Annotated in this window: 18 protein-coding genes; 5 read left to right on the forward strand and 13 right to left on the reverse strand. The window is 75.0% G+C overall.

Features of this window, described 5'->3' with window-relative positions:
• The first annotated feature begins 147 nt into the window (after nt 1-147).
• Nucleotides 148-882 carry a Crp/Fnr family transcriptional regulator gene (locus J4709_RS05910; RefSeq protein ID WP_208237740.1) on the forward strand — a complete coding sequence of 245 codons (735 nt, stop codon included), beginning with the start codon at nt 148-150 and terminating at the stop codon, nt 880-882.
• A gap of 96 nt (nt 883-978) precedes the next feature.
• On the opposite strand, the gene J4709_RS05915 is transcribed toward J4709_RS05910, so the two are convergent.
• The 7 genes from J4709_RS05915 to nirB form a co-directional block, all read right to left on the reverse strand.
• Nucleotides 979-1,167 (reverse strand): hypothetical protein, encoded by a 189-nt coding sequence (locus J4709_RS05915; RefSeq protein ID WP_151546327.1) that lies wholly within the window; start codon nt 1,165-1,167, stop codon nt 979-981.
• Between the two features lie 104 nt (nt 1,168-1,271).
• Nucleotides 1,272-2,195, reverse strand: coding sequence for an amidohydrolase family protein (locus tag J4709_RS05920; RefSeq protein ID WP_208237742.1), 924 nt, complete (start codon nt 2,193-2,195; stop codon nt 1,272-1,274).
• A 16-nt stretch (nt 2,196-2,211) separates the two neighbouring features.
• On the reverse strand, nt 2,212-2,733 hold the full coding sequence (locus J4709_RS05925) for a gamma carbonic anhydrase family protein (RefSeq protein ID WP_208237745.1): 522 nt from the start codon (nt 2,731-2,733) through the stop codon (nt 2,212-2,214).
• A gap of 10 nt (nt 2,734-2,743) precedes the next feature.
• The gene (locus tag J4709_RS05930) at nt 2,744-3,334 is read right to left on the reverse strand and encodes a TetR/AcrR family transcriptional regulator (RefSeq protein WP_208237747.1); all 591 of its coding nucleotides are present in this window, start codon (nt 3,332-3,334) and stop codon (nt 2,744-2,746) included.
• Nucleotides 3,335-3,355: 21 nt separating this feature from the next.
• Complete coding sequence (locus J4709_RS05935; RefSeq protein WP_208237749.1) at nt 3,356-4,804, reverse strand: MFS transporter; 1,449 nt, start codon at nt 4,802-4,804, stop codon at nt 3,356-3,358.
• An 85-nt stretch (nt 4,805-4,889) separates the two neighbouring features.
• Nucleotides 4,890-6,362 (reverse strand): FAD-dependent oxidoreductase, encoded by a 1,473-nt coding sequence (locus J4709_RS05940; protein ID WP_208237751.1) that lies wholly within the window; start codon nt 6,360-6,362, stop codon nt 4,890-4,892.
• On the reverse strand, nt 6,359-8,863 hold the full coding sequence (gene nirB / locus J4709_RS05945; protein WP_208237753.1) for a nitrite reductase large subunit NirB: 2,505 nt from the start codon (nt 8,861-8,863) through the stop codon (nt 6,359-6,361). Before nirB ends, J4709_RS05940 begins: the two co-directional genes overlap by 4 nt.
• A gap of 284 nt (nt 8,864-9,147) precedes the next feature.
• On the opposite strand from nirB, the gene pgfA reads away from it, so the two are divergent.
• The 3 genes from pgfA (at nt 9,148) to J4709_RS05960 (ending at nt 11,341) form a co-directional block, all read left to right on the forward strand.
• A complete protein-coding gene (gene pgfA / locus J4709_RS05950; RefSeq protein ID WP_208237755.1) occupies nt 9,148-10,122 on the forward strand; it encodes a cell envelope lipid trafficking protein PgfA in 975 nt (324 codons plus the stop codon).
• Between the two features lie 98 nt (nt 10,123-10,220).
• Entirely contained in the window at nt 10,221-10,592 is a 372-nt protein-coding gene (locus tag J4709_RS05955) for a hypothetical protein (RefSeq protein ID WP_208237757.1), read from the forward strand.
• Between the two features lie 131 nt (nt 10,593-10,723).
• Nucleotides 10,724-11,341 (forward strand): DUF4232 domain-containing protein, encoded by a 618-nt coding sequence (locus J4709_RS05960; protein WP_208237759.1) that lies wholly within the window; start codon nt 10,724-10,726, stop codon nt 11,339-11,341.
• A gap of 30 nt (nt 11,342-11,371) precedes the next feature.
• Here the strand turns inward: J4709_RS05960 and J4709_RS05965 are convergent, their stop codons facing one another.
• The 5 genes from J4709_RS05965 to J4709_RS05985 form a co-directional block, all read right to left on the reverse strand.
• Nucleotides 11,372-12,634: a beta-ketoacyl-[acyl-carrier-protein] synthase family protein gene (locus J4709_RS05965; protein ID WP_208237761.1), complete on the reverse strand. Its 1,263-nt coding sequence runs from the start codon at nt 12,632-12,634 to the stop codon at nt 11,372-11,374.
• Nucleotides 12,635-12,834: 200 nt separating this feature from the next.
• Nucleotides 12,835-13,686 carry a 5-deoxy-glucuronate isomerase gene (iolB, locus tag J4709_RS05970; protein ID WP_208237763.1) on the reverse strand — a complete coding sequence of 284 codons (852 nt, stop codon included), beginning with the start codon at nt 13,684-13,686 and terminating at the stop codon, nt 12,835-12,837.
• A 20-nt stretch (nt 13,687-13,706) separates the two neighbouring features.
• A complete protein-coding gene (locus J4709_RS05975) occupies nt 13,707-14,597 on the reverse strand; it encodes a Cgl0159 family (beta/alpha)8-fold protein (protein WP_307801012.1) in 891 nt (296 codons plus the stop codon).
• A complete protein-coding gene (iolC, locus tag J4709_RS05980) occupies nt 14,594-15,583 on the reverse strand; it encodes a 5-dehydro-2-deoxygluconokinase (protein WP_208237765.1) in 990 nt (329 codons plus the stop codon). The genes J4709_RS05975 and iolC overlap by 4 nt, the downstream gene beginning before the upstream one ends.
• Nucleotides 15,580-16,578, reverse strand: coding sequence for a Gfo/Idh/MocA family protein (locus tag J4709_RS05985; RefSeq protein WP_208237767.1), 999 nt, complete (start codon nt 16,576-16,578; stop codon nt 15,580-15,582). Before J4709_RS05985 ends, iolC begins: the two co-directional genes overlap by 4 nt.
• A gap of 145 nt (nt 16,579-16,723) precedes the next feature.
• On the opposite strand from J4709_RS05985, the gene J4709_RS05990 reads away from it, so the two are divergent.
• Complete coding sequence (locus tag J4709_RS05990) at nt 16,724-17,461, forward strand: GntR family transcriptional regulator (protein WP_307801013.1); 738 nt, start codon at nt 16,724-16,726, stop codon at nt 17,459-17,461.
• Nucleotides 17,462-17,538: 77 nt separating this feature from the next.
• On the opposite strand, the gene J4709_RS05995 is transcribed toward J4709_RS05990, so the two are convergent.
• Nucleotides 17,539-20,250: a sugar-binding protein gene (locus J4709_RS05995; protein ID WP_208237769.1), complete on the reverse strand. Its 2,712-nt coding sequence runs from the start codon at nt 20,248-20,250 to the stop codon at nt 17,539-17,541.
• Nucleotides 20,251-20,275 lie beyond the last annotated feature (25 nt).

Raw genomic sequence — 20,275 nt, forward strand, 5'->3', positions numbered from 1 at the left:
ACGAGCGGACCGGTATCCGCGGCACTGGGCCTCACCGCCCCACTCCCCCCATCTGCCGCGGGTACCGGTTCACCAGCCGGCGCGCACCGGCGCGCGCCCGTCCGTCCCGACCCGTGAGCCCCGCGGGGCTCGGAAAGCCGGCACCCCGTGAACACCAGGACCCCACCGCGCGGCGGTCTCGCCGCGCCGTCCGCGCCCGGCGGCGACGGCTTCTGGACCGAGCTCGATCCGGCGCAGCGCGTCGCGCTGGAGGCGGCGGCCCGCCCGCGCAACTACGCCCCGCGGGCGCCCCTGTGCTACCAGGGCGAGGACTCCGACCACATCATCGTCATCCGGTCGGGCTGGGCGAAGGTGACGTCCACGACGCCGGACGGCCACGAGGTGGTGCTGGCCGTGCGCGGCCCGGGCGACCTGGTCTGCGAGAGCGCGGTGCTCGGCAGCCGGCACCGGTCGGCGACCGTCACGGCGCTCACCCCGGTCCGCGGGCTGGTGGTCCCGGCGGGCCGCTTCACCGCGTTCCTGGACGCCCATCCGGCCGTGTGGCGGCTGGTGAGCGGCATGTTCGTGCGGCGGCTGGACGACGCGGGCCGGCGGGTGCAGGCGAACGTGTCGGCGCAGGGCGCGCGGCGGCTGGCGATGCTGCTGGCGCATCTGGCCGAGCTGTCGGCCGCGTACGCGCCGCCGGCCGCGGACGGGTCGGTGGACATCGGCCCGCCGCTGTCGCAGGAGGAGCTCGGCAGCTGGATGGACGCCTCGCGCGAGACCGTCGCCCGCGCGCTGGCGGTGCTGCGCCGCGCGGGCCTGGTCCGGACGGGCCGCCGGCGGATCACCGTGGTGGCGCCGGGCGCGCTGCGCGCGTTCGCGCGCGACCCCGCCGCGTGACCGGCCCGTCGCCTTTACATTGTAGATCACGAACGCGCGGCCGTGGCGGCCGCGGAACGGCCCCACGGCGGTGCGGCGGGCGAAGACGGGGCGTGGTCAGCGGCGCCGCCGGCGGCGGGTGTAGTGGCGCCAGTCCCGGCCGGTGCCGACGCCCGCGAAGTGCAGCGACAGGAGCAGCAGCCCGAGGACGGTCAGCGTCCCGTTGTTGATGGCGTCCGACGACACGTCGGCGAGGTCGAAGAGCAGGGCGAGGGCGAAGACGATCGCGGCGACGATCGCGAGCATGGCGTCCTCCGAGGGGGTTCGGGACGCGCCGGGCGCCCCGCGGGTACCGTCCCGATCACCGTTCGCGCGCCCGCGAAACGGCGTCCCGGTTTCGGACGCCCGAATCAGCCGCCGGAGGCCTGTCCCGAGCCGGTGCCCTCTCCGGAGCCGGTGTCCCGCCCGGAGCCGAAGTCGTCCGCGATGCCGGGGTACACGCGCATCGCGTTGCCGCCGAGGACGAGGGAGACGATCTCCTCGTCCAGCCCGAGGCCGGCGACGGCCCGCGCGTTGCGGGCGATGCCGGGGACGCCGGGCCAGTCGGTGCCGAAGACGAACTTGCGGGCCAGCCGCTTCAGGTCGTACCGGGCGTAGTACTCGGGGAGGCGGCGGGGCGGCAGCCCCGACAGCTCGATCCAGACCTCCTCGCGGGACAGCGCGAGGAACGCGGCGGCGTCGTACCACCAGCCGCGCCCGCCGTGCGCCAGCACGAACGTCAGGCCGGGGAACAGCCGGAGCACGTCGTCGATCGGGGTCGGGTCGGCGTACCGGTTGGCGGAGCCGGGGAAGGAGCTGGTGCCGCAGTGCACGACGACCGGGATGCCCGCATCCCGGCACAGCGCGTACGCCGGGTACAGCTCGGGGTCGGCGACGGAGAACCCGCCGTGGACCGGGTGCAGCTTCAGCGCGACGGCGCCGAACCCGAGCTGGCGCTCCAGCTCGGCGTCGATCGGGTAGTGCAGGTGCGGGTTGAGGTTGGCGACCGGCTTGAAGCGGCGCGGGTTGTGCTTGACCAGCGGCACCAGATCCTCGATGGGCTGGTACCCGGTGGTCTTCGGGCTGTACTCGCACAGCAGCAGCGCGACGTCCACGCCCTCGGCCTCGAAGTAGGCGTCGACGCGGTCGGGGACGAGGGCGCCGGAGTCGTCGTAGAGGTCCTGCCAGGGGTGCGCGGAGCCGAACTCCTCGGCCCACTGCCGCCACGCCGGGGGCAGCGTCGGCAGCCGCGCGGTGTGGACGTGGGCGTCGACCAGCGGACGTCCGTCGAGCATGTGCGCCTCCCCCGCGTCAGTCCCGGATCCGCTTCAGCTCGGCCGCGTAGCGGCGGCCGTTGGCGACGTACATCGCGACCGCCTCGGCGTGCCACTTCTCGTCGATGCCGCCGGGCCTGGGCTTGGCGGGGATACCGAGCGCGGTGTGCCCGGACGGGACGACGGCGCCCTCGGTGACGACGGCGCCCGCCCCCACGACGGCGCGGGTCTCGACGCGGACGCGGTTGAGCACGACGGACCCGGAACCGATGAGGCAGCGGTCCTCGACCACGCAGCCCTCGAGGTGGACGTTGTGGCCGACGACGCAGTCGGCGCCGATGACGGTCGGCCACTCCTCTGTGGTGTGCACTACGGTGCCGTCCTGCACCGACGTGCGGGCGCCGACGGTGATCGTCCCGTAGTCGCCGCGCAGGACGGCGCCGGGCCAGACGGTGGCGCCCTCGCCGAGGACCACCGACCCGATGACGGTCGCGCCCGGATGGACGTACGCGGTCGGATGGATGTCGGGGACCTGGTCTCCCAGCGCGTAGACGGCCATGCGGCGGAGCCTACCGGCCGGTCCCCGCCGGTCCGCCGCCGAGGGCGCCCATGATCGTCGCGACCAGCGTCTCCGCGGCCTCCGCGGCGTCCAGCCGCCCCTCGTCCACCTCCTGCGCGGCGGCGTGCATCAGCGTGTAGACGGCGGTGGCCTGCCATCCGGGCGGCGCGTCCGCGAAGACGCCCTCGTCACGGCCGCGGCGCAGCAGGCGCTCGACGCGGGCGAGGACGGCGGCGTGCCGGTCGCGGACCCGCTCGGGGCCGAGCACCCGCAGCGCGACCGTGAGCACGGTCCGCTGCCGGTCCAGGACGCGCCAGGACGAGCGGACGAGGCGGGCGAGGGCCTCGTCCGCGCGCCCGGCGTCGACGTCGACGGCGCCGAGGACGGTGCCGGCGTCGGCCAGCGACCGGTCGAACAGGGTGTCCACGAGCGCCTCGCGGGACGGGAAGTGCCCGTAGAGGGTGACCCGCCCGACCCCCGCGGCCTTGGCGATCTCGGTCATGCTGGCCGAGGGGTCGCGGCCGAGGCGGGTGAGGGCGGCGTCGAGGATGGCCTCGATGTTGCGCTCGGCGTCGGCGCGGCGGCGGGTCGCGGAGGTCATGGGATCCAGCGTAGGGGCCGGTCAGTGGGCGAACACCGGGCCGTCGCCGAGGTCCGGGCGTCCGCGTGGCACGAGGACGAGCGCGAGCAGCGCGACGGCGGCGGCGGCGACGCCGAAGGCCGTGAACGCGGTGTGGAACCCGCCGGCGGTGCGCCCGCCGATGCTCGCGCCGGCGAGGGCGGTGGCGAGCGCGACGCCGAGGGCCCCGCCGATCTCGTGGCCGGTGCTGACGACGCCGGACGCGAGGCCGGCCTCCTCGTGGCCGATCCCGCTCATCGCGGTCGTGGTGGCGCAGACGAACCCGGCCCCCGCGCCGAGGGCCAGCAGGACGAACCCGGGCAGCACGTCGGGCAGGACGTGGCCCGCCGCGGGCGCCCGCGACAGCAGCAGCGCCCCGGCCGCGGCGGCGAGGAAGCCGGCGGCCGCGACGGGCCGGGTGCCGGTCCTGCCCGCCAGGTGCGAGGCGAGGTGGGCGCCGGCGATCGTCGCCGCGGCGGCCGGCAGGAACGCCAGCCCGGTCTCGACCGCGGAGAACCCCAGCAGGTTCTGCAGGTACTGCGAGCACAGGAAGAACCCCGACAGCAGCAGCGCGGACGCGGCCGGCATGAGCACGTTGCCGGACGCGATGGTCCGGCGCCGCAGCAGGGCGGGCGGGACGAGCGGTGTCCGGACGGCCCGCTCGATCAGGAGGAACGCGAGGGCGAGGACGACGGCGGCGGCGAGCGGGATCAGCGCCCGCGCCGAGCCCCACCCGTGCTCCCCCGCCTGGACCAGGCCGTAGATGAGCGCGGCGGCGGCGAGGGTGGCGGTGACGGCGCCGCCGGGGTCCAGCGGGCGGCGCACCGGCGCGACGGGCGGCACGGCCGCCGGCAGCAGCGCGAGCACGGCCAGCCCTACCGGGACGTTGACGAAGAACACCCACTCCCAGCCGGGTCCGCTGGTGAGCAGCCCGCCGGCCAGGACGCCGACGGCGGCGCCGGTGCCGCCGATGGCCGCCCAGACGCCGAGGGCCCGGTTGCGCTCGGCGCCGTGGAACGTCGTGGTGACGATCGACAGGGCGGCCGGGGACAGCAGCGCCGCGGCGACGCCCTGGGCGGCGCGCCCGGCGATGAGCACGCCGCCGGTCGCGGCGAGGCCGGAGATGAGGGACGCGGCGGTGAACAGCGCGAGGCCGAGCAGGAAGGCGCGCCTGCGGCCGAGCGCGTCGGCGAGCCGGCCGCCGAGCAGCAGCAGGCCGCCGAAGCACAGCGAGTAGGCGGTGACGACCCAGGTCTGGCCGCCGCGGCCGAGGTGCAGGTCGGCGGCGACGGAGGGGAGGGCGACGTTCACCACGGTGATGTCGATGATCAGCATGGACTGGGCGGCGCACAGCAGGGCGAGGGCCCGCCACCGGCGGGGGTCGGCGGGCGGGGCGGGCGGGTGCCCGTGCGGCGGGTGCGCGGGGGACGGCGCGGTCGCGCGGTCGTGCATGACGGCTCCTAACTCGAACATCATTGTTCGGGTTAGCGTAGCTCGCGATCTCGATAACTTGAACACCTTTGTTCAAGTTCATGCTTTAGGCGTCCACCGACTCCTGCTCGTCCAGCCAGGACACGATCCCCTCCAGCGCGTCGCGGCAGCTCCCGCAGCCGGTCCCCGCACGGGTCCGCCGGGAGACCTCGCCGGCGGTGCGGGCGCCGTCCTGCCAGCAGGCGCGGATCTGCCCCTTGGTGACGTTGTTGCAGGTGCAGACCGTCGCCGCGTCCGGCATCCGCACCGGCGAGGCGGCCTCGGCCGCGCCGCCGAGCCCCGGGAACAGCAGGTCGAGGCGCTCGGACGGCAGCGGCGAGGCCCGGTCGTAGAGCTGGGTGAGCGTCCCGGCGGCGGACGTCTCGCCGAGCAGGATCGCGCCGATCAGCCGGCCGTCCCGGATCACCGCCTTCTTGTAGGTGCCGCGCGCCGCGTCGGTGAACCGGACGACCTCCACGCCGTCGTCGTCGTCGCCGAAGTGCGTCTCCCCCATCGACGCCAGCTCGATGCCGGCCGCCTTCAGCCGGGTGATCTGCCGGGCGCCGGTGAACCGCGCGGCGGGGTCGGTCCCGGCGAGCAGCCCGGCCAGCACCGTCGCCTGCTCCCACGCGGGCGCGACCAGGCCGTACACCTCGTCGCGGTGCTCCGAGCACTCCCCGATCGCGCGGACGGACGGGTCGGTGACCGACCGCAGCTCGTCGTCCACGATCACCGCCCGGCCGATCGCCAGGCCGGCGTCGCGGGCCAGCGACACCTCGGGCCGCACCCCGCAGGACAGGACGACCAGGTCGGTGTCGAGGACCTCCCGCCCGCCGTCCGGCACCGCCAGCTCGACGCCGGCCACCGTCCGGTCCTCGCCGGTGCCGGTGGTGCGCAGGCCGGCGACGTTCGCCTGCACGCGGGTGCCGATGCCGAGCCTCGCGAGCGTCCGCGCGAGGACCTTGCCGGCGGCCGGGTCGAGCTGGCGTTCCATCAGGTGCCCGGCCAGGTGCAGCACCGTCACCTCCAGCCCGCGGCCCGCCAGCCCGCGCGCCGCCTCGATCCCGAGCAGCCCGCCGCCGACGACCACGGCCCGCTTCGCCGAGTCGGCCAGCTCGGAGATCCGGCGGCAGTCGTCGAGCGTGCGGAACACCAGCGCGCCGCGCGGCAGCCCGTCCTCCAGGCCGGGCATCGGCGGGACGAACGCGGTGCTGCCCGTCGCCAGGACGAGCGTCCCGTAGCGGGTGACGGTGCCGTCGGAGGCGTGCACGGCGCGCGCCTCCCGGTCGATGCGGACGGCCTCGACGCCGAGCCTGGCGTCCACGCCGTGCGAGGCGTACCAGGCCGCGTCGACGAGGCTGATGTGGTCGGGCCTGGTCACCCCGGCGAGGACGTTCGACAGCAGCACCCGGTTGTAGGGCCGCTGCGTCTCCGCCCCGAACACCGTGACCGGCACGGCCGGGTCGCGGGAGCGCAGCTCCCCGACGAGCCGGGCCCCGGCCATCCCGTTCCCGACGACGACGATCCGTTCGCGGTTCACCTGACCTCCAGCGGCAGGAGCACGGGCTTGATCTGCTCGCGCTCGACCTCGAACTCGATGCTCGGGTCGGGGGTCTTCGGCGCGTTGACGAACGAGACGAACCGGCGGAGCCGGTCGGGGTCGGCGAGGGTGTCGCGCCACTCGTCGGAGTAGGCGGCGACGTGCCGCTCCATCGCGTCGTCGAGGTCGGCGCAGATGCCGAGCCGGTCGTCGACGATCACCTCGCGCAGGTAGCCGACGCCGCCGTCGAGGGCCTCCAGCCAGCTCGCGGTGCGCTGCAGCCGGTCGGCGGTGCGGATGTAGAACATCAGGAACCGGTCGATGGTGCGGACGAGCTCCTCGTCGGTCAGGTCGGTGGCGAACAGGTCGGCGTGCCGGGGCCGCATGCCGCCGTTGCCGGCGAGGTAGAGGTTCCAGCCGTTCTCGGTGGCGATGACGCCGAAGTCCTTGCTCTGCGCCTCCGCGCACTCGCGGGCGCAGCCCGACACCGCCGACTTCAGCTTGTGCGGGGCGCGCAGCCCCCGGTACCGCAGCTCCAGCCGGATCGCCATCGCGACCGAGTCCTGCACGCCGTAGCGGCACCAGGTGGAGCCGACGCACGACTTCACCGTCCGCAGCGCCTTGCCGTAGGCGTGCCCGGACTCGAACCCGGCGTCGACGAGCCGCTTCCAGATCTCCGGGAGCTGCTCGACGCGGGCGCCGAACAGGTCGATCCGCTGCCCGCCGGTGATCTTGGTGTAGAGGCCGAAGTCGCGCGCCACCTCCCCGATCACGATCAGCTTCTCCGGGGTGATCTCCCCGCCGGGGACGCGCGGGACGACCGAGTACGTGCCGTTCTTCTGCAGGTTGGCCAGGAAGTGGTCGTTGGTGTCCTGCAGCGCGGCCTGCTCGCCCTCCAGGATGTGCCCGGTGCCGAGGCTCGCCAGGATGGACGCGACCGCCGGCTTGCAGATGTCGCAGCCCCGGCCCCGGCCGTGCTCCTCGATGAGCCGCGTGAAGCTGGTGACCCGGCCGGCGCGGACGATGTCGAACAGCTCGGCGCGGCTGTAGTCGAAGTGCTCGCAGATCGCCTTGCTGACCTCGATGCCGGCGGCGGTCAGCTCCGCGTCCAGGATCCGCTTGACCAGCGGGACGCAGCTGCCGCAGCTCGTCCCGGCCTTCGTGCAGCCCTTCACCGCGCCGACGTCGGTGAGGGAGTCCTCCGCGATCGCGCCGCGGATCGTCTCGGCGGTGACGTTGTTGCAGGAGCATATGACGGTGGCGCCCGGCAGGTCGCCGCCCGCCGCCTCGGTGCCGCCGAACAGCATCTGCTCGGGCGCGCCGGGCAGGTTCCCGCCGACGTAGGCGCGCAGCGTCCCGTACGACTCGGCGTCGCCGACCAGCACGCCGCCGAGCAGCGTCGCCGCGTCGTCGCTGACGACCAGCCTCTTGTAGACGCCGGCGACCGGGTCGGTGTAGGTGACGCCGAGCGCACCCTGCTCCGGGCCCGCGAACGGGTCGCCGAAGCTGGCGACGTCCACGCCCATCAGCTTCAGCTTCGTCGACATGTCGGCACCCTCGAACACCGCCGTGCTCGCCGGGTTCAGCAGCCGGTCGGCGACGGTCTCCGCCATCGAGAAGCACGGCCCGACCAGCCCGTACACCGTCCCGCCGATGAGCGCGCACTCGCCGATCGCCCAGATCGCGGGGTCCTCGGTGCGGCAGGCGGCGTCCACGACGATCCCGCCGCGCTCCCCCACCGGCAGCCCGCAGCCGCGGGCCAGCTCGTCGCGCGGCCGGATGCCCGCGGAGAACACCACGACCTCCGCGCCGATCCGCTCCCCGCCGGCGAGCGCGATGCCCGCGACGGCGCCGTCCGCGCCCGCCTCGAGCCGCTCCATCGGCGCGCCGGCGTGCACGGCCATGCCGAGCGCCTCGATGTGGCGGCGCAGCATCGCGCCGCCGCCCTCGTCCAGCTGGCGCGGCATCAGCCACGGCGCGACCTCCACGACCCCGCTGCGCAGGCCGAGGCCCTGGATCGCGCGGGCCGCCTCCAGGCCGAGCAGCCCGCCGCCGACGACCGCGCCGGTCTCCCGGCCGCGCGCGTAGTCGCGGATCGCGTCCAGGTCGTCGATGGTGCGGTAGACGAACACGCCGGGCAGGTCCCGGCCCTCCACCGGCGGCACGAACGGCGCCGACCCGGTGGCCAGCACCAGCGCGTGGTAGCCGACGGTGCGTCCGGCCGAGGTCGTCACGGTACGGGCGGCGCGGTCGATCGCGGTGACCTGCTCGCCGGTGATGACGGAGACCCCCGCGCCGTGCGCGGGGTAGGCGAGGTCGGCGCCCTCCAGGTGGGTGGTCAGCGCCACCCGGTCGTAGGCGGTGCGCGGCTCCTCGCCGATGACGGTGACCGTCCACGTCCCGGCGGCGTCGCGCTCGCGCAGGGCCTCCACCAGGCGGTGCGAGGCCGGGCCGTGGCCGACCACGACCAGGTGCGTGTCCGGTTCGTTGCGGGCTTCCATGCCTTGATCCTCGGAGAGCCTTATTTCCCGTATGGGTCCCGAACGTCACCCCCGCGTTAACTGCCCCTCACACCCCGTGCGGGGGCCTGCGGGCGTCGCCCGGGCGGCGGCGTCGCGCCCCGTCGCCGGGCACAAACCCCGGCGGCCGGCGGTGGGCGGCCGCACAAATTTTCGCTTTCCCGAGCGCATGCATTCATTTCGCCGCCTTCTTGGCGGACGATGTGCGGACCGGGCACCGGCCCGGTGGTCGGGGGCGGGGAGCCGGGAACGACGAGGAGGCGGCATTGCGCAACGTCATCGGCATGGTGCTCACGGGTCTGGGCGCGTTCCTCCTGATCATGGCCGTGCTGGTCCGCTTCTACGTCGCCCCCCGGCTGATCGCGGCGCCGACGGACGTCTACCAGGTCACGCGGCTGCGCGCCGACAACGCCACCTACTTCGACGCAAAGTCCGTCAAGCAGGTGACCGGCGCGACGGTCGTCGCCACCAACACCGTCCGCGGGGACGTGACGTCCTCGCACGGCGACATCGCCGTCTGGGACTCGGCGACGATGATCCAGGACGTCACGCGCGGCACCACGATCGAGATCCAGAACCAGCGGGTCGCCTTCGACCGCCGGACCGCGCGCCTCACCACCTGCTGCGGCGCCTCGGTCGACGGCGACGTGTCCGCGCCGCAGTCGGGGGTCGGGCTGTTCTGGCCCGTGAACGCCACCAAGAAGAGCAAGCAGGTCTACGACCCCGCGACGCGCCGGGCCTGGCCCGCGGTCTATGCGGGCCAGGAGCGCGTGCACGGGATCCTCGCCTGGCGGTTCGTGCAGCACATCCCGTACACCAAGGTGGAGGGGACGCAGCTTCCTGACGTGCCCGGGGATCTGCTCGGGCGCGGCAAGGGCGGCCCGGCGGTCCCCGTCGACCGCTACTACCAGGCGGACGCGACGTACTGGGTGGACCCGCGCACCGGCGCGCCGATCGACCAGGAGCAGAAGGTACTGTCCACCCTTCAGCCGAAGAGCGGCCCGGGCCGCCTCGTCGTCGGGCAGATGGACCTGCGGATGACGCCGGAGTCGCAGCGGTCGCTGCGGCACACCTCCTCGGACGGCGCGGCGAAGATCGACCTGCTGCGGACCGCCGTCCCGATCGGGACCGCGGCGGTGGGCGCGGTGCTGCTGGCGGCCGGGGCGTTCGCCGGACGGGCCCGGCGGCGGCGCCCGCCGGGGAGCCCGCAGCGCGGCGAGCCGCTCGCCACCACCCGCTGACCTGCCCGTTAAGCCTGAAATGTATGGGTACGTCCTCCTGAGCGCCCGGGCCGGCCCGGTCCGCGGCGCCGAACGCACGAGCGAAGAGGGGGACCCCGATGGGCGGGCAGAACCACCCGATCCGCGGCGAGCACAAGTACGACCGGCGGATCACCTCACCGGACCAGCACGAGCAGCGCCCCGGCCAGAGCCTGGTCACCACGGACCACGACGTGATCCGCCAGTGGGCCGACGAGCGCGGCGCGGCGCCGTCGAGCGTGCCCGGCAGCGACTACGGGGGCAGGCCCGGCCGGCTGCTGTTCGACTTCCCCGGGTACGGCGGGGAGAACCTGGAGCACATCTCCTGGGACGCCTGGTTCCGCACCTTCGACGACCGCGAGCTCGACTTCATCTACCAGGAGCACAAGAAGGACGGGGCGCAGAGCAACTTCTTCCAGCTGGAGAACCCGGGACGCGGCTCCGGCGGCTGACCTGGCACGACGCGCAGGGGGACGCCTGCCGGCGTCCCCCTGGCCGCACGGGTCGCGCCGCAGGCGGAGATCACCGGATCTGAGTGGATCTTCAGCGGCCTTCCAGGCGTCTGAGCCGCGTGAGAACACCGATGAAGAGCCGCACCACCGCGCTGGCGCTGGCGGGCCTCGCGCTGGGCGCGACGCTCACCGGCTGCAAGGTGAGCGGAACGAGAACGAACCCCGGCGGGTCCGGGGCGACCCCGGGAGCCGCGGCAGGCGACGGCGGAGGCGCCGCACAGGGGGCCGGCGGCGGGCAGGGAACAGGCGGGGGCGCAGGGGCGCTCGACCGCTGCCACACCGCCGGCCTCTCGGCGCGGCTCGGCCGCCTCGACGGGGCCGCCGGATCGCGCTCGTCCACGATCGTCCTGACCAACACCTCCGGCCGCGCGTGCCGGGTCTACGGGTATCCGGGCGTCGGCATCGCCGTCGAGGACGGCTCGGCGCTGCCGAGCAGCGACCAGAGGGTGGGCGGCCCGCCGCCGCACCTGGTGCTCAAGCCGGGCGGGAACGCCTACGCCGAGATCGACTGGGCCGCGCCGGGCGGCGCCGACCCGCAGTCGCAGTCCGAGGCGGCCCTGCCCCGCCTGCTGACGGTCATACCGCCGGACGAGACGCGGGCACTGCGCGCCCCGTGGAGCTTCGGGAAGGTCGCGGAGCAGGGGAACTTCCGGGTCTCGCCCCTCAAGCCGGGCGCCGGACCGGCCTGATCCCCGCGGCCCTCGCCCCGGGATCCGCCGTCAGGCGGGGGTGAGGACGAGCGCGGCGTCGTGGCCGCCGAACCCGAACGAGTTCGACAGCACCGGCGCCGCCGCCGCAATCGCGCGCGCCTCGCCGTGCACCACGTCGATCAGCCTGGTCTCCGCGTCGGCGCCGGCGAAGTTCGCGGTCGGCGGGACGAGCCCGGCGGCGGCGCAGCGCAGCGCGACGATCGCCTCCACCGCGCCGCCCGCGCCCAGGATGTGGCCGGTGACGCCCTTGGTGGCGGTGACGGGCGGGGCGTCGCCGCCGAAGCAGCGGTCGATCGCCAGGGCCTCGGCGCCGTCGTTGCTCCGGGTGCCGGTGGCGTGCGCCGAGACGTGCCCGACGTCGCGCGGGCCGAGGCGCGCGTCGGCGAGGGCGGCGGTCATGCAGCGGGCGGCGACGCGGCCGTCCTTGCGGGGCGCGACGATGTGCGCGGCGTCGCTCGCGGCGGCGTACCCGGCGATCTCGCCGTGCACCCGGGCGCCGCGCGCGGCGGCGCGGTCGGCGCGCTCCAGCACGAGGAACGCGGCGGCCTCCCCGACGACGAACCCGTCCCGGCCGGCGTCGAACGGGCGGCTCGCGGTGTGCGGCGCGTCGTCGCGGCGGGCGAGCGTGCCGATGCGCGCGAACGCCGCCATCACGAACGGCGTCAGGATCGCGTCGACGCCGCCCGCCACGGCGGCGTCGATCCGGCCGGCGCGGATCGCGAGCGCGGCCTCCCCGATCGCGGTGGCGCCGCTGGCGCAGCCGGTCGAGTACGTCGGGCACGGGCCCTCGCAGCCGTGCCGGATGGAGATGTTCGCGGCGGTCGCGTTCGGCATGATCATCGGCACGGCGGGGACCGGGACGCGGTGCAGCGTCCCCGCGTGCTCGTGCCCGCCGAGCGCGACCACCGACGCGAGGTTCGCGGCGGCGGTCCCGACGTACACGCCGCGCCGCCCCGGCTCGGGGGCGTCCGGCCCGCACAGGTCCGCGTCGGCGATCGCGTCCTCGGCGGCGGCGACGCCGAGCCGCGTCATGCGGTCGAGCCGCCGCAGCTCGGCCCGGGTGAAGTAGCGCTCCTCGTCGAACGGCTGCGCGGGGCATCCGTAGGAGACGGACGTCCCCGCCTCCAATAACTCCTGGACGTGGACGGCCTGCGACTTCCCGGACAGGACGGTGGCGAGGAGGTCGTCCACGGTGCCGCCCGCCGGGCTCTTCACGCCGAACCCGGTCACCACCACCCGGGGAGTTCCGTCGGTCCGGCGCGCTGCTGTCATCCGTCACCTCGCGGTCGTCTCGGAAACGCAAGGATTGGAAGCTAGCGGCCGCCCGCGCGCCGCCACTTGCCCCTCAGGGCACATTTCCCGCAGGCGTTTTTGTCACCACCACGCGAGAACAGGGAAAAGGCCTTCACGGTGCTCCGAATGAGGGGACGCTTGTCCTTTTCCCGATTCTCCCCGCGACGGGCGAGGTCACGTCACCGTTCGCGGCCGGCGGCCGAGGTCATCGGCAGCCGCGGGTCGTGCCTCTCGTCGGCCCAGGTGCCGCGCACCCAGGCGTGCGCGGGGTCGTCGCAGATCCGCCAGGCCCGCTCCTCCCCCGGGCCCGCCATCACGTTCAGGTAGTACAGGTCGTAGCCGGGCACCGCCATCGACGGGCCGTGCCAGCCGTGCGGGATCAGCACGACGTCGCCGGTGCGGACCTCCTCCAGCACGTCGACCGGGCGGTCCGCGGTGCCGTACACGCGCTGGTACCCCATGCCGGGACGGCCGCCCGGGCCGTCCGCGACCTCGAAGTAGTAGATCTCCTCCAGCACCGACTCGGTGGCCGTCGGCTCGTCGTGCTTGTGCGGCGGGTAGGACGACCAGTTCCCGCCGGGCGTCAGCACCTCGCAGGCGATCAGCCGGTCCGCCTCGAACGCCTCCGGGGTGCAGAAGTTGTTCACCTGCCGGCTCGCCGAGCCGGCGCCGCGCAACTCGACCGGCACCCCTTCGGCGGGGCCGTAGCGCGGCGGCAGGCGGCGCTCGCAGCGGGCCGACGGCAGCGCGAACCGGCCGCCGTCCCGCGACGACACGACCACCGTGGCGTCGCGCGGCACATACGCGAAGTCGGTGACGCGGGAGAAGACGTCGGCGCGCCCGTGCAGGTCGAACGTCACCGCCGCCTCGCCCGGGACGGTCACGGCGGCGCGGCACGCACCGGCGAGCGGCAGCACGAGGGTCTCGGCGTCGCCCGTCTCGACGGTCGCCTCCTCGCCCGGGCCGAGCGTCAGCACGCGCAGCCCCGAGTACGTCCAGCCGGCGTCCGCCGGCGCGATGTCCACGGTCATTCGGTCCTCCTCACGGGTGTTCACAGCACCGCCACCGCCGCGTCGACCGCCGCGGCGACGTCGCCGTCCGGCGGGTAGAGCAGGCTGCGGCCGATGACCAGGCCGCGGACGGTCGGCAGCCGCAGCGCCTTCTGCCAGCCGGCGAGCGCGGCGCCGGGGTCGGCGGGCACCTCGCCGCCGAGCAGCAGCGCGGGCAGCGTCGAGGCCGCCATGACCCGCTCCATCTCCGGCACGACCGGCACCTTGAGCCAGGTATGGGCGGACGTGGCGCCGAGCCCTGAGGCGATCGCGACGGCGCGGATCATCGCCTCCGGGGTGAGCTCGTTGCGGATCCGCCCGTCCTCGCCCCGCGCGGACATGAACGGCTCGACCATCGCCATCAGCCCGTGCGCGGCCAGGTCGGTCACCGCGCGCCCGCACGCCTCCAGCGTCCGGACGGTCGCCGGGTCGTCCGGGTCGACGCGCAGCAGCATCTTGCCGCCGTCGAGCCCGGCCGCCGCGATCGCGGGCGCGCTGTAGGCGGTGAACCGGTCGTCGATCTCGAACGACGCGCCGGCGAGCCCGCCGCGGTTCATCGACCCGACGGCGAGCCTGCCGTCCAGCGCGCCGAGCAGCAGCAGGTCCTCCAGCACGTCGGGGGTGCCGAGGACGCCGTTCACGCCCGGCCGCGCCAGCGCCGCGCACATCCGCTCCAGCAGGTCGCGGCGGTCGGCCATGGCGAGCGGGTCGGACCCGGCGCGCAGCGCGCCGCGCGCCGGATGGTCCGCCGCGATGATCATCAGCGGGCCGGACGCGCCGGGCGGGCCGGGCGGCCGGACCCGCGCGGCGGCGGCCCGCGCCACCGCCTCCGGGTGCGCCGCCCTGATCTCGGCGAGGGCGGCGTAGCGCTCGGCGAACGTTCCCGCGCTCACGCGGTGACCTCCTTGTCGGGGCCCGGCGCCGCAGGGGCGGCGAGCAGCCGCTCGACCTCGCCGGCGTCGGGCATGGCGTCGGCGCACGCCAGCCGGGACGCCACGATGGCGCCGGCGGCGCCGGCGAACCGCACGATCCGTTCCAGGTCCCAGCCGCTGAGCAGCCCGTGGCAGAGCGCGCCGCCGAACGCGTCGCCGGCGCCGAGCCCGTTGACCACCTCCACGGGCGTCGGCGGGACCTCGACGGCGCCGTCGGCAGACGCGGCGAGGACGCCGCGCGGGCCCTGCTTGACGACGGCGACCGACACGCCCCGGTCCAGCAGCGCGCGGGCGGCGGCGCGCGGCTCGCGCTCGCCGACCGCGACCTCGCACTCGTCGAGGTTGCCGACCGCGACGGTCGTGTGCCCGAGCGCCTCCCGCACGCGCACGCGGGCCGCGTCCGGCGACTCCCAGAACATCGGCCGGTAGTCCAGGTCGAGGACGGTCGTGCCGGGGTGCGCGGCCAGCGCGGCGACCGTCGCCTCGCGGCTCGGCTCCTGCGACAGCCCGGTGACCGTCGCCCAGAAGATCCGCGCGGCGGCGATCGCGCCCAGGTCCAGCTCGCCCGCCCGGATCTCCATGTCGGGCGCCTTGGGGTAGCGGTAGAAGTACAGCGGGAAGTCGTCCGGCGGGAAGATCTCGCAGAACGCCAGGGGCGTCGGCAGGCCCGGCACCTCGGTGACGAACCGGTCGTCCACGCCGTAGCCCTTGAGCGCCTTGTGGACGAACCGCCCGAACGGGTCGGCGCCCGTGCGGGTGATGACCGCGGTGCGGCGCCCGTACCGGGCGGCGGCGACGGCCACGTTGGTGGGGCTGCCGCCGAGGTACTTGCCGAACGACTCGACGTCCTCCAGCGGGACGCCGGTCTGCTGCGGGTAGACGTCGACGCTCACGCGGCCCATCGTGATGAGGTCGTGCGGCGCCGCGCCCGGCGGCGGGGACGTCATCGGCGCACCTCCTCGATCGTGACGGTACGCCGCTCGCGGCGGGAGATCCCGCACGCCTCCGCCACGTAGAGCGCCTCCAGGCTCTCCTCGGGCGGGCACGGGCTGGCCGTGCCGTCGGCGACCATCCGGACGAACGCCGCCAGCTCGGCCGCGTACGCGTCGGCGAACCGCTCCAGGAACCCGGTGTGCGCCGGCCCGGCCGGGCGGATGCCTCCGGCGGCCGGGGACAGCGGCGTCCCGTCGTCGAGCCCGGCGACGACGCCGCCCTGCGAGCCGAGGACCTCCAGCCGCACGTCGTAGCCGGCCGCGTTGTAGCGGGTCGCGGACACGAGCGCGAGCGTCCCGTCGTCGAGGGTCAGCACCGCCGCGCCGGTGTCGACGTCGCCGGCCTCGGCGAAGACCGCCGACCCGCGGTTGGCGCCGGTCGCGGTCACCTCGGTCACCTGCCGGCCGGTGACGAACCGGACGGCGTCGAAGTCGTGCACCGAGCAGTCGCGGAACAGCCCGCCGGAGCCGGGGATGTAGTCGTCCGGCGGCGGCACCGGGTCCAGCGTGCACGAGCGGACGGTGTGCACCCAGCCGAGCCGGCCCGAGCGCACCGCGTCCCGCGCCGCGACGTGGCCGGGGTCGAAGCGGCGCTGGAAGCCCACCTGCACGGGCACGCCCGCGCCGCGGACCGCCTCCAGCACCTCGATCGTCCCGGCCAGGTCGGGGGCGACGGGCTTCTCCACGAACACCGGCGTCCCCGCCTCGACCGCGCGCATCACCAGGCCGGCGTGCGCGTCCGTCGGGGCGGCGACGACCAGCGCGTCCAGCCCGGCGGCGAACAGCGCGCCGACGTCGTCGGCGGCAGTGACGCCGAGCTTGGCGGCCGCCTCCCGCGCCCGGCGGAGGTCGGCGTCGGCGACGACGACCTCCGCGACCCCGGGCAGCGCGCGCAGCGTCTCCGCGTGCGCGGTCCCGATCCGTCCCGCTCCAGCGAGCCCGATCCTCATCGCACCCCTTCCGGCCGTGAATCGCGACCGAGTCTCATGGAACGATCCAACATCTGTCAACACAATGTCCTGACATAAGGACTTAAATATCTCCGGACGGCCGGTGGACTAAGCTGCGTCCCGACCCCCGCGAAAGGAGCCCCGCGTGCACGGACCCACGGTGACGCTGGACCGCGGCAGCCCGGTGCCGCTGTACTTCCAGGTCGCCCAGCAGCTCGAGGCGGCCATCCGGTCCGGCGAGCTGCCGCCCGGCGCCCGGCTGGACAACGAGCTGGACCTCGCCGCCCGCTACCGGCTGTCGCGGCCGACCGTCCGGCAGGCGATCCAGCACCTGGTCGACAAGGGGCTGCTCGTCCGCAAGCGCGGCGTCGGCACCCAGGTCGTCCAGGCGCAGGTCCGGCGGCCGATCGAGCTGACGAGCCTGCACGACGACCTCGCCGCGGCCGGCGCCGAACCGCGCACCCGCGTGCTGGAGTTCGGCCCCGCTCCGGCCGGCGACGAGGCCGCCGAGCGGCTCGGCGTCCCGGCCGGCACCGAGGTGCTGCGGCTGCGCCGGCTGCGGCTCACCGGCGGCGAGCCGCTGGCGCTGCTGACCAACGTGCTGCCCGCCGGGCTGATCGACGTCACCGCCGAGCACCTCGCCGAGCACGGCCTGTACGAGACGCTGCGCGCCGCCGGGGTGAACCTGCGGATCGCGCACCAGACGATCGGCGCGCGGGCCGCGACCGCCGCGGAGGCGCGGCTGCTGGACGAGCGGAGCGGCACGCCGCTGCTCACCATGACCCGCACCGCCTTCGACGACAACGGCACCGCCGTCGAGTACGGCGACCACGTCTACCGGGCCGACCGGTACTCCTTCTCGCACACGCTCGTCGGCCGCTGACCGGCCGGCGCCCCGCCGGTGCGGGGCGCCGGCCGGATGCCGCCGCGCCGGGCGCGGGCCCGGCGCGGCGGCGCCGCTCACCGGCTCAGCCGGGCGATGCTGCTCGCCGTGCCCCCCTTCTTCGCCTCGAACGCGACGGCGAGCAGGCCACTGGCACCCGTGACCGTCACCGACCGGCTGCCGGCGCGCTTCACCTCGACCGTCTTGGTGCCGAGCACCTTGCCGTCCCACACCGTCACGTGGGCCGTGCCGGGGCCGGTCGACTGCAGCCGGAAGGTGACCGACCCGCCGGACACCTTCGGCTTACCGCTGATGCGCGCGCTGTCGGAGCGCGGCGCCGCCGGGCCGCCCGCGAGCGGGATCCCGGTCCGGACGGCCTGCTCGATCGACTCCGGCGAGTTCACCGAGGCCGCCGCGTCGGTCGGCATCACCGGCGCGGGCGGGGTGGTGGGCAGGCTCGGGTCGGGGGTGTAGCCGGGCAGGGCCGTCTGGCCCCACCGGTACGGGTCGCCCTGCACGCCGCCCCAGGTCGACCAGCCGATCCGGGTCTGGCCGGTCTTGTCCTGGGTGTCGGAGTCGTAGACGAAGATGTTCAGGCCCATCCGCGCCGGGTCCACGGCGGTCGGCAGGTCCTTGAACGGGATCTTCGCCTCGATGGTGTAGCCGTCGTAGGGCTTGTTCACCACCGCGGCGACCTGCATGCCGGGCGCCGTGTCGGAGCCGCCCTGGTGGGCGTCGGCGTCGCGCTCGAAGCACGGCTTGCCGTCCGACATCTGCGGGAAGATGCCGGTCTTGAAGGTGGTCGAGGTGTTCTCCGAGCCGCCACGCGGGTCGATCCCGATCTCGACCGAGTCGCTGCGCCAGTGCCGCTTGCAGTCGTCGGCGCCGAGGATCGTGCCCTGCTTGTCGTCGCGGACCTTGACCAGCACGTTCAGCGCGTCGTCGGTCCAGGTCACCTTGCCGGTGGCCGAGCAGTCGTCGGCCGAGGTGCAGGCGTCGCCCTCCCACACCCGCGACAGGTTCAGCTCGGTGCCGGAGTACTCGCCGGGCTCCTCCTTGCCGTCGATCTTCGGGGCGGCGGACGCCTTGGGGATCTCGGCGACCGGGACCAGCTCCAGCGCCGCCTTCTCCACGTCGGCCGGGCCGGACGAGGGGGTGGTGGTGATGGTGTAGTCGTAGTCGCCGCCGGAGCCGCCCTGGTTGGAGGTCGGCAGCGAGGCGTCGGTGTTGGTCACCTTGAAGGTGGCGGTGCCCTTCGCGCCGGCCGCGAGCGTGTACGGCTTGGACGCGGCGTCGGCGGAGAAGCCCTTCGGCAGGTCCAGCTTCACCGTGCCCGACTGCGCGGACGAGGTGGTGTTCACCAGGTCCACCCGGACGTCGCGCGACTTGCCGGTGCCGACCGTCAGCACGCGCTTCATCTGGCCGATGAGCGCGGGCACGCCGGTCTTGGTCGCCCAGCCGTCGAAGTCCTCGACGCGGGGCAGCGGCTCCTGCTGTCCGGTGACCGGCGGCTGGACGCCCACCATCGTCGCGGTCTGGCCGGTGGCGCTGCCGGAGGTGAGCGTCGCGGAGATCTGCGCGCGGCCCACCGAGGCGCCGGCGGCCGGCGTCACCGTGAACGTCGCCGTCCGCTCGTTCGACCCGACCTTGCCCAGGTCACCGCTGCCTGTCACGTTCCAACCGGACGGCACCGAGAGCGCGGCGCGCGCGTTCTTCAGCTGCGCGGGCGCGCTCGCGTGCGCCGTCACCTTGAACGCCGTCCCCGGCGTCACCCCGTACGACTGCGTCGTCAGGAAGAACTGCGTGCCGAGCGGCAGGCCGCCCTTGCCGGGCGTGACCGCGCCCTCCAGCGCCGCGGAGGGGTCGGTGTTGCCGAGCGTGAACGGCACCCGGCTCGCGATCTGCGTCAGGTAGTCGCAGCCGATCTTGGACGGGTCGGACGGTGCGTCCGGGAACCCGGCCCAGCCCTGGCTGACGTACAGCCGCTGCGCCTCCCGCTCGACCTGCGCCCACGTCTTGCCGCCGTTGCGGGCCGACGTCCGGCCGCCCCACACCCCGTACGCCACCGACGCCGGCGTGCTCGGGGTCAGCTTGGCGGCGCAGTCCTGCCCGGTCGGGCCGGACGCCCCGCCGCCCTGGAACAGCCGTCCCGGCGCCCAGGTCTTCAGGCCCTCCTTGCCGAGCTGGGTGGGGAACGCCTTGGGGTCGGCCGCGGCGTAGTACGCCTCGGTCGCCAGCCGCGCGGCCTCCTGGTGGTTGCCGTGCTGGCCGGGCAGCGGCGCCGGGTTCATCGTCACGATCACCTTGGGCCGGGTCTCGCGGACGATCCGCACGACCTTCGCGAGGGTGTCGTCGTGGCCCCAGGTGTCCTCGGTGAGCGGGGCGCTCACCGTGTAGTAGAAGTCGACCTTGTCGAGGTTGTGGACGTCGGTGACGCCCGCCTTGCCGACCGCGCGCCGCTCCTCGTCCTCGCGGAGCAGGCCGAGCGCCGGGCCCTCCTCCGTGCCCGCGGCGTTGCCGCCGCCCTCGCCGCGGGTGACGGTCAGCACTCCTGTCTTCGCCCCGCCTGTTTTCGAAGCGGCGAACTCGTTCCACTGCCCGAGCGTCGACAGGGTTCCGGACTCGTCGTCGGGATGCGCCCCGACGAAGAGCACGTCCAACCGGCCCTGTTCCGACTGTGCCGTGCGGTCGGACGGTGCCGTCCGCGCCTGCGCGGGCGGGCCGGCCAGCGCGATGGCCGAGCCCGCCAGCGCGGCGGACAGGACGGCGGGTAGGGCGAGTCTTCGCATGAACTCTCCTGTTCCGTTGCGGGGC

Source organism: Actinomadura violacea (assembly GCF_017573465.1).
Taxonomy (GTDB): Bacteria; Actinomycetota; Actinomycetes; order Streptosporangiales; family Streptosporangiaceae; genus Spirillospora; species Spirillospora violacea.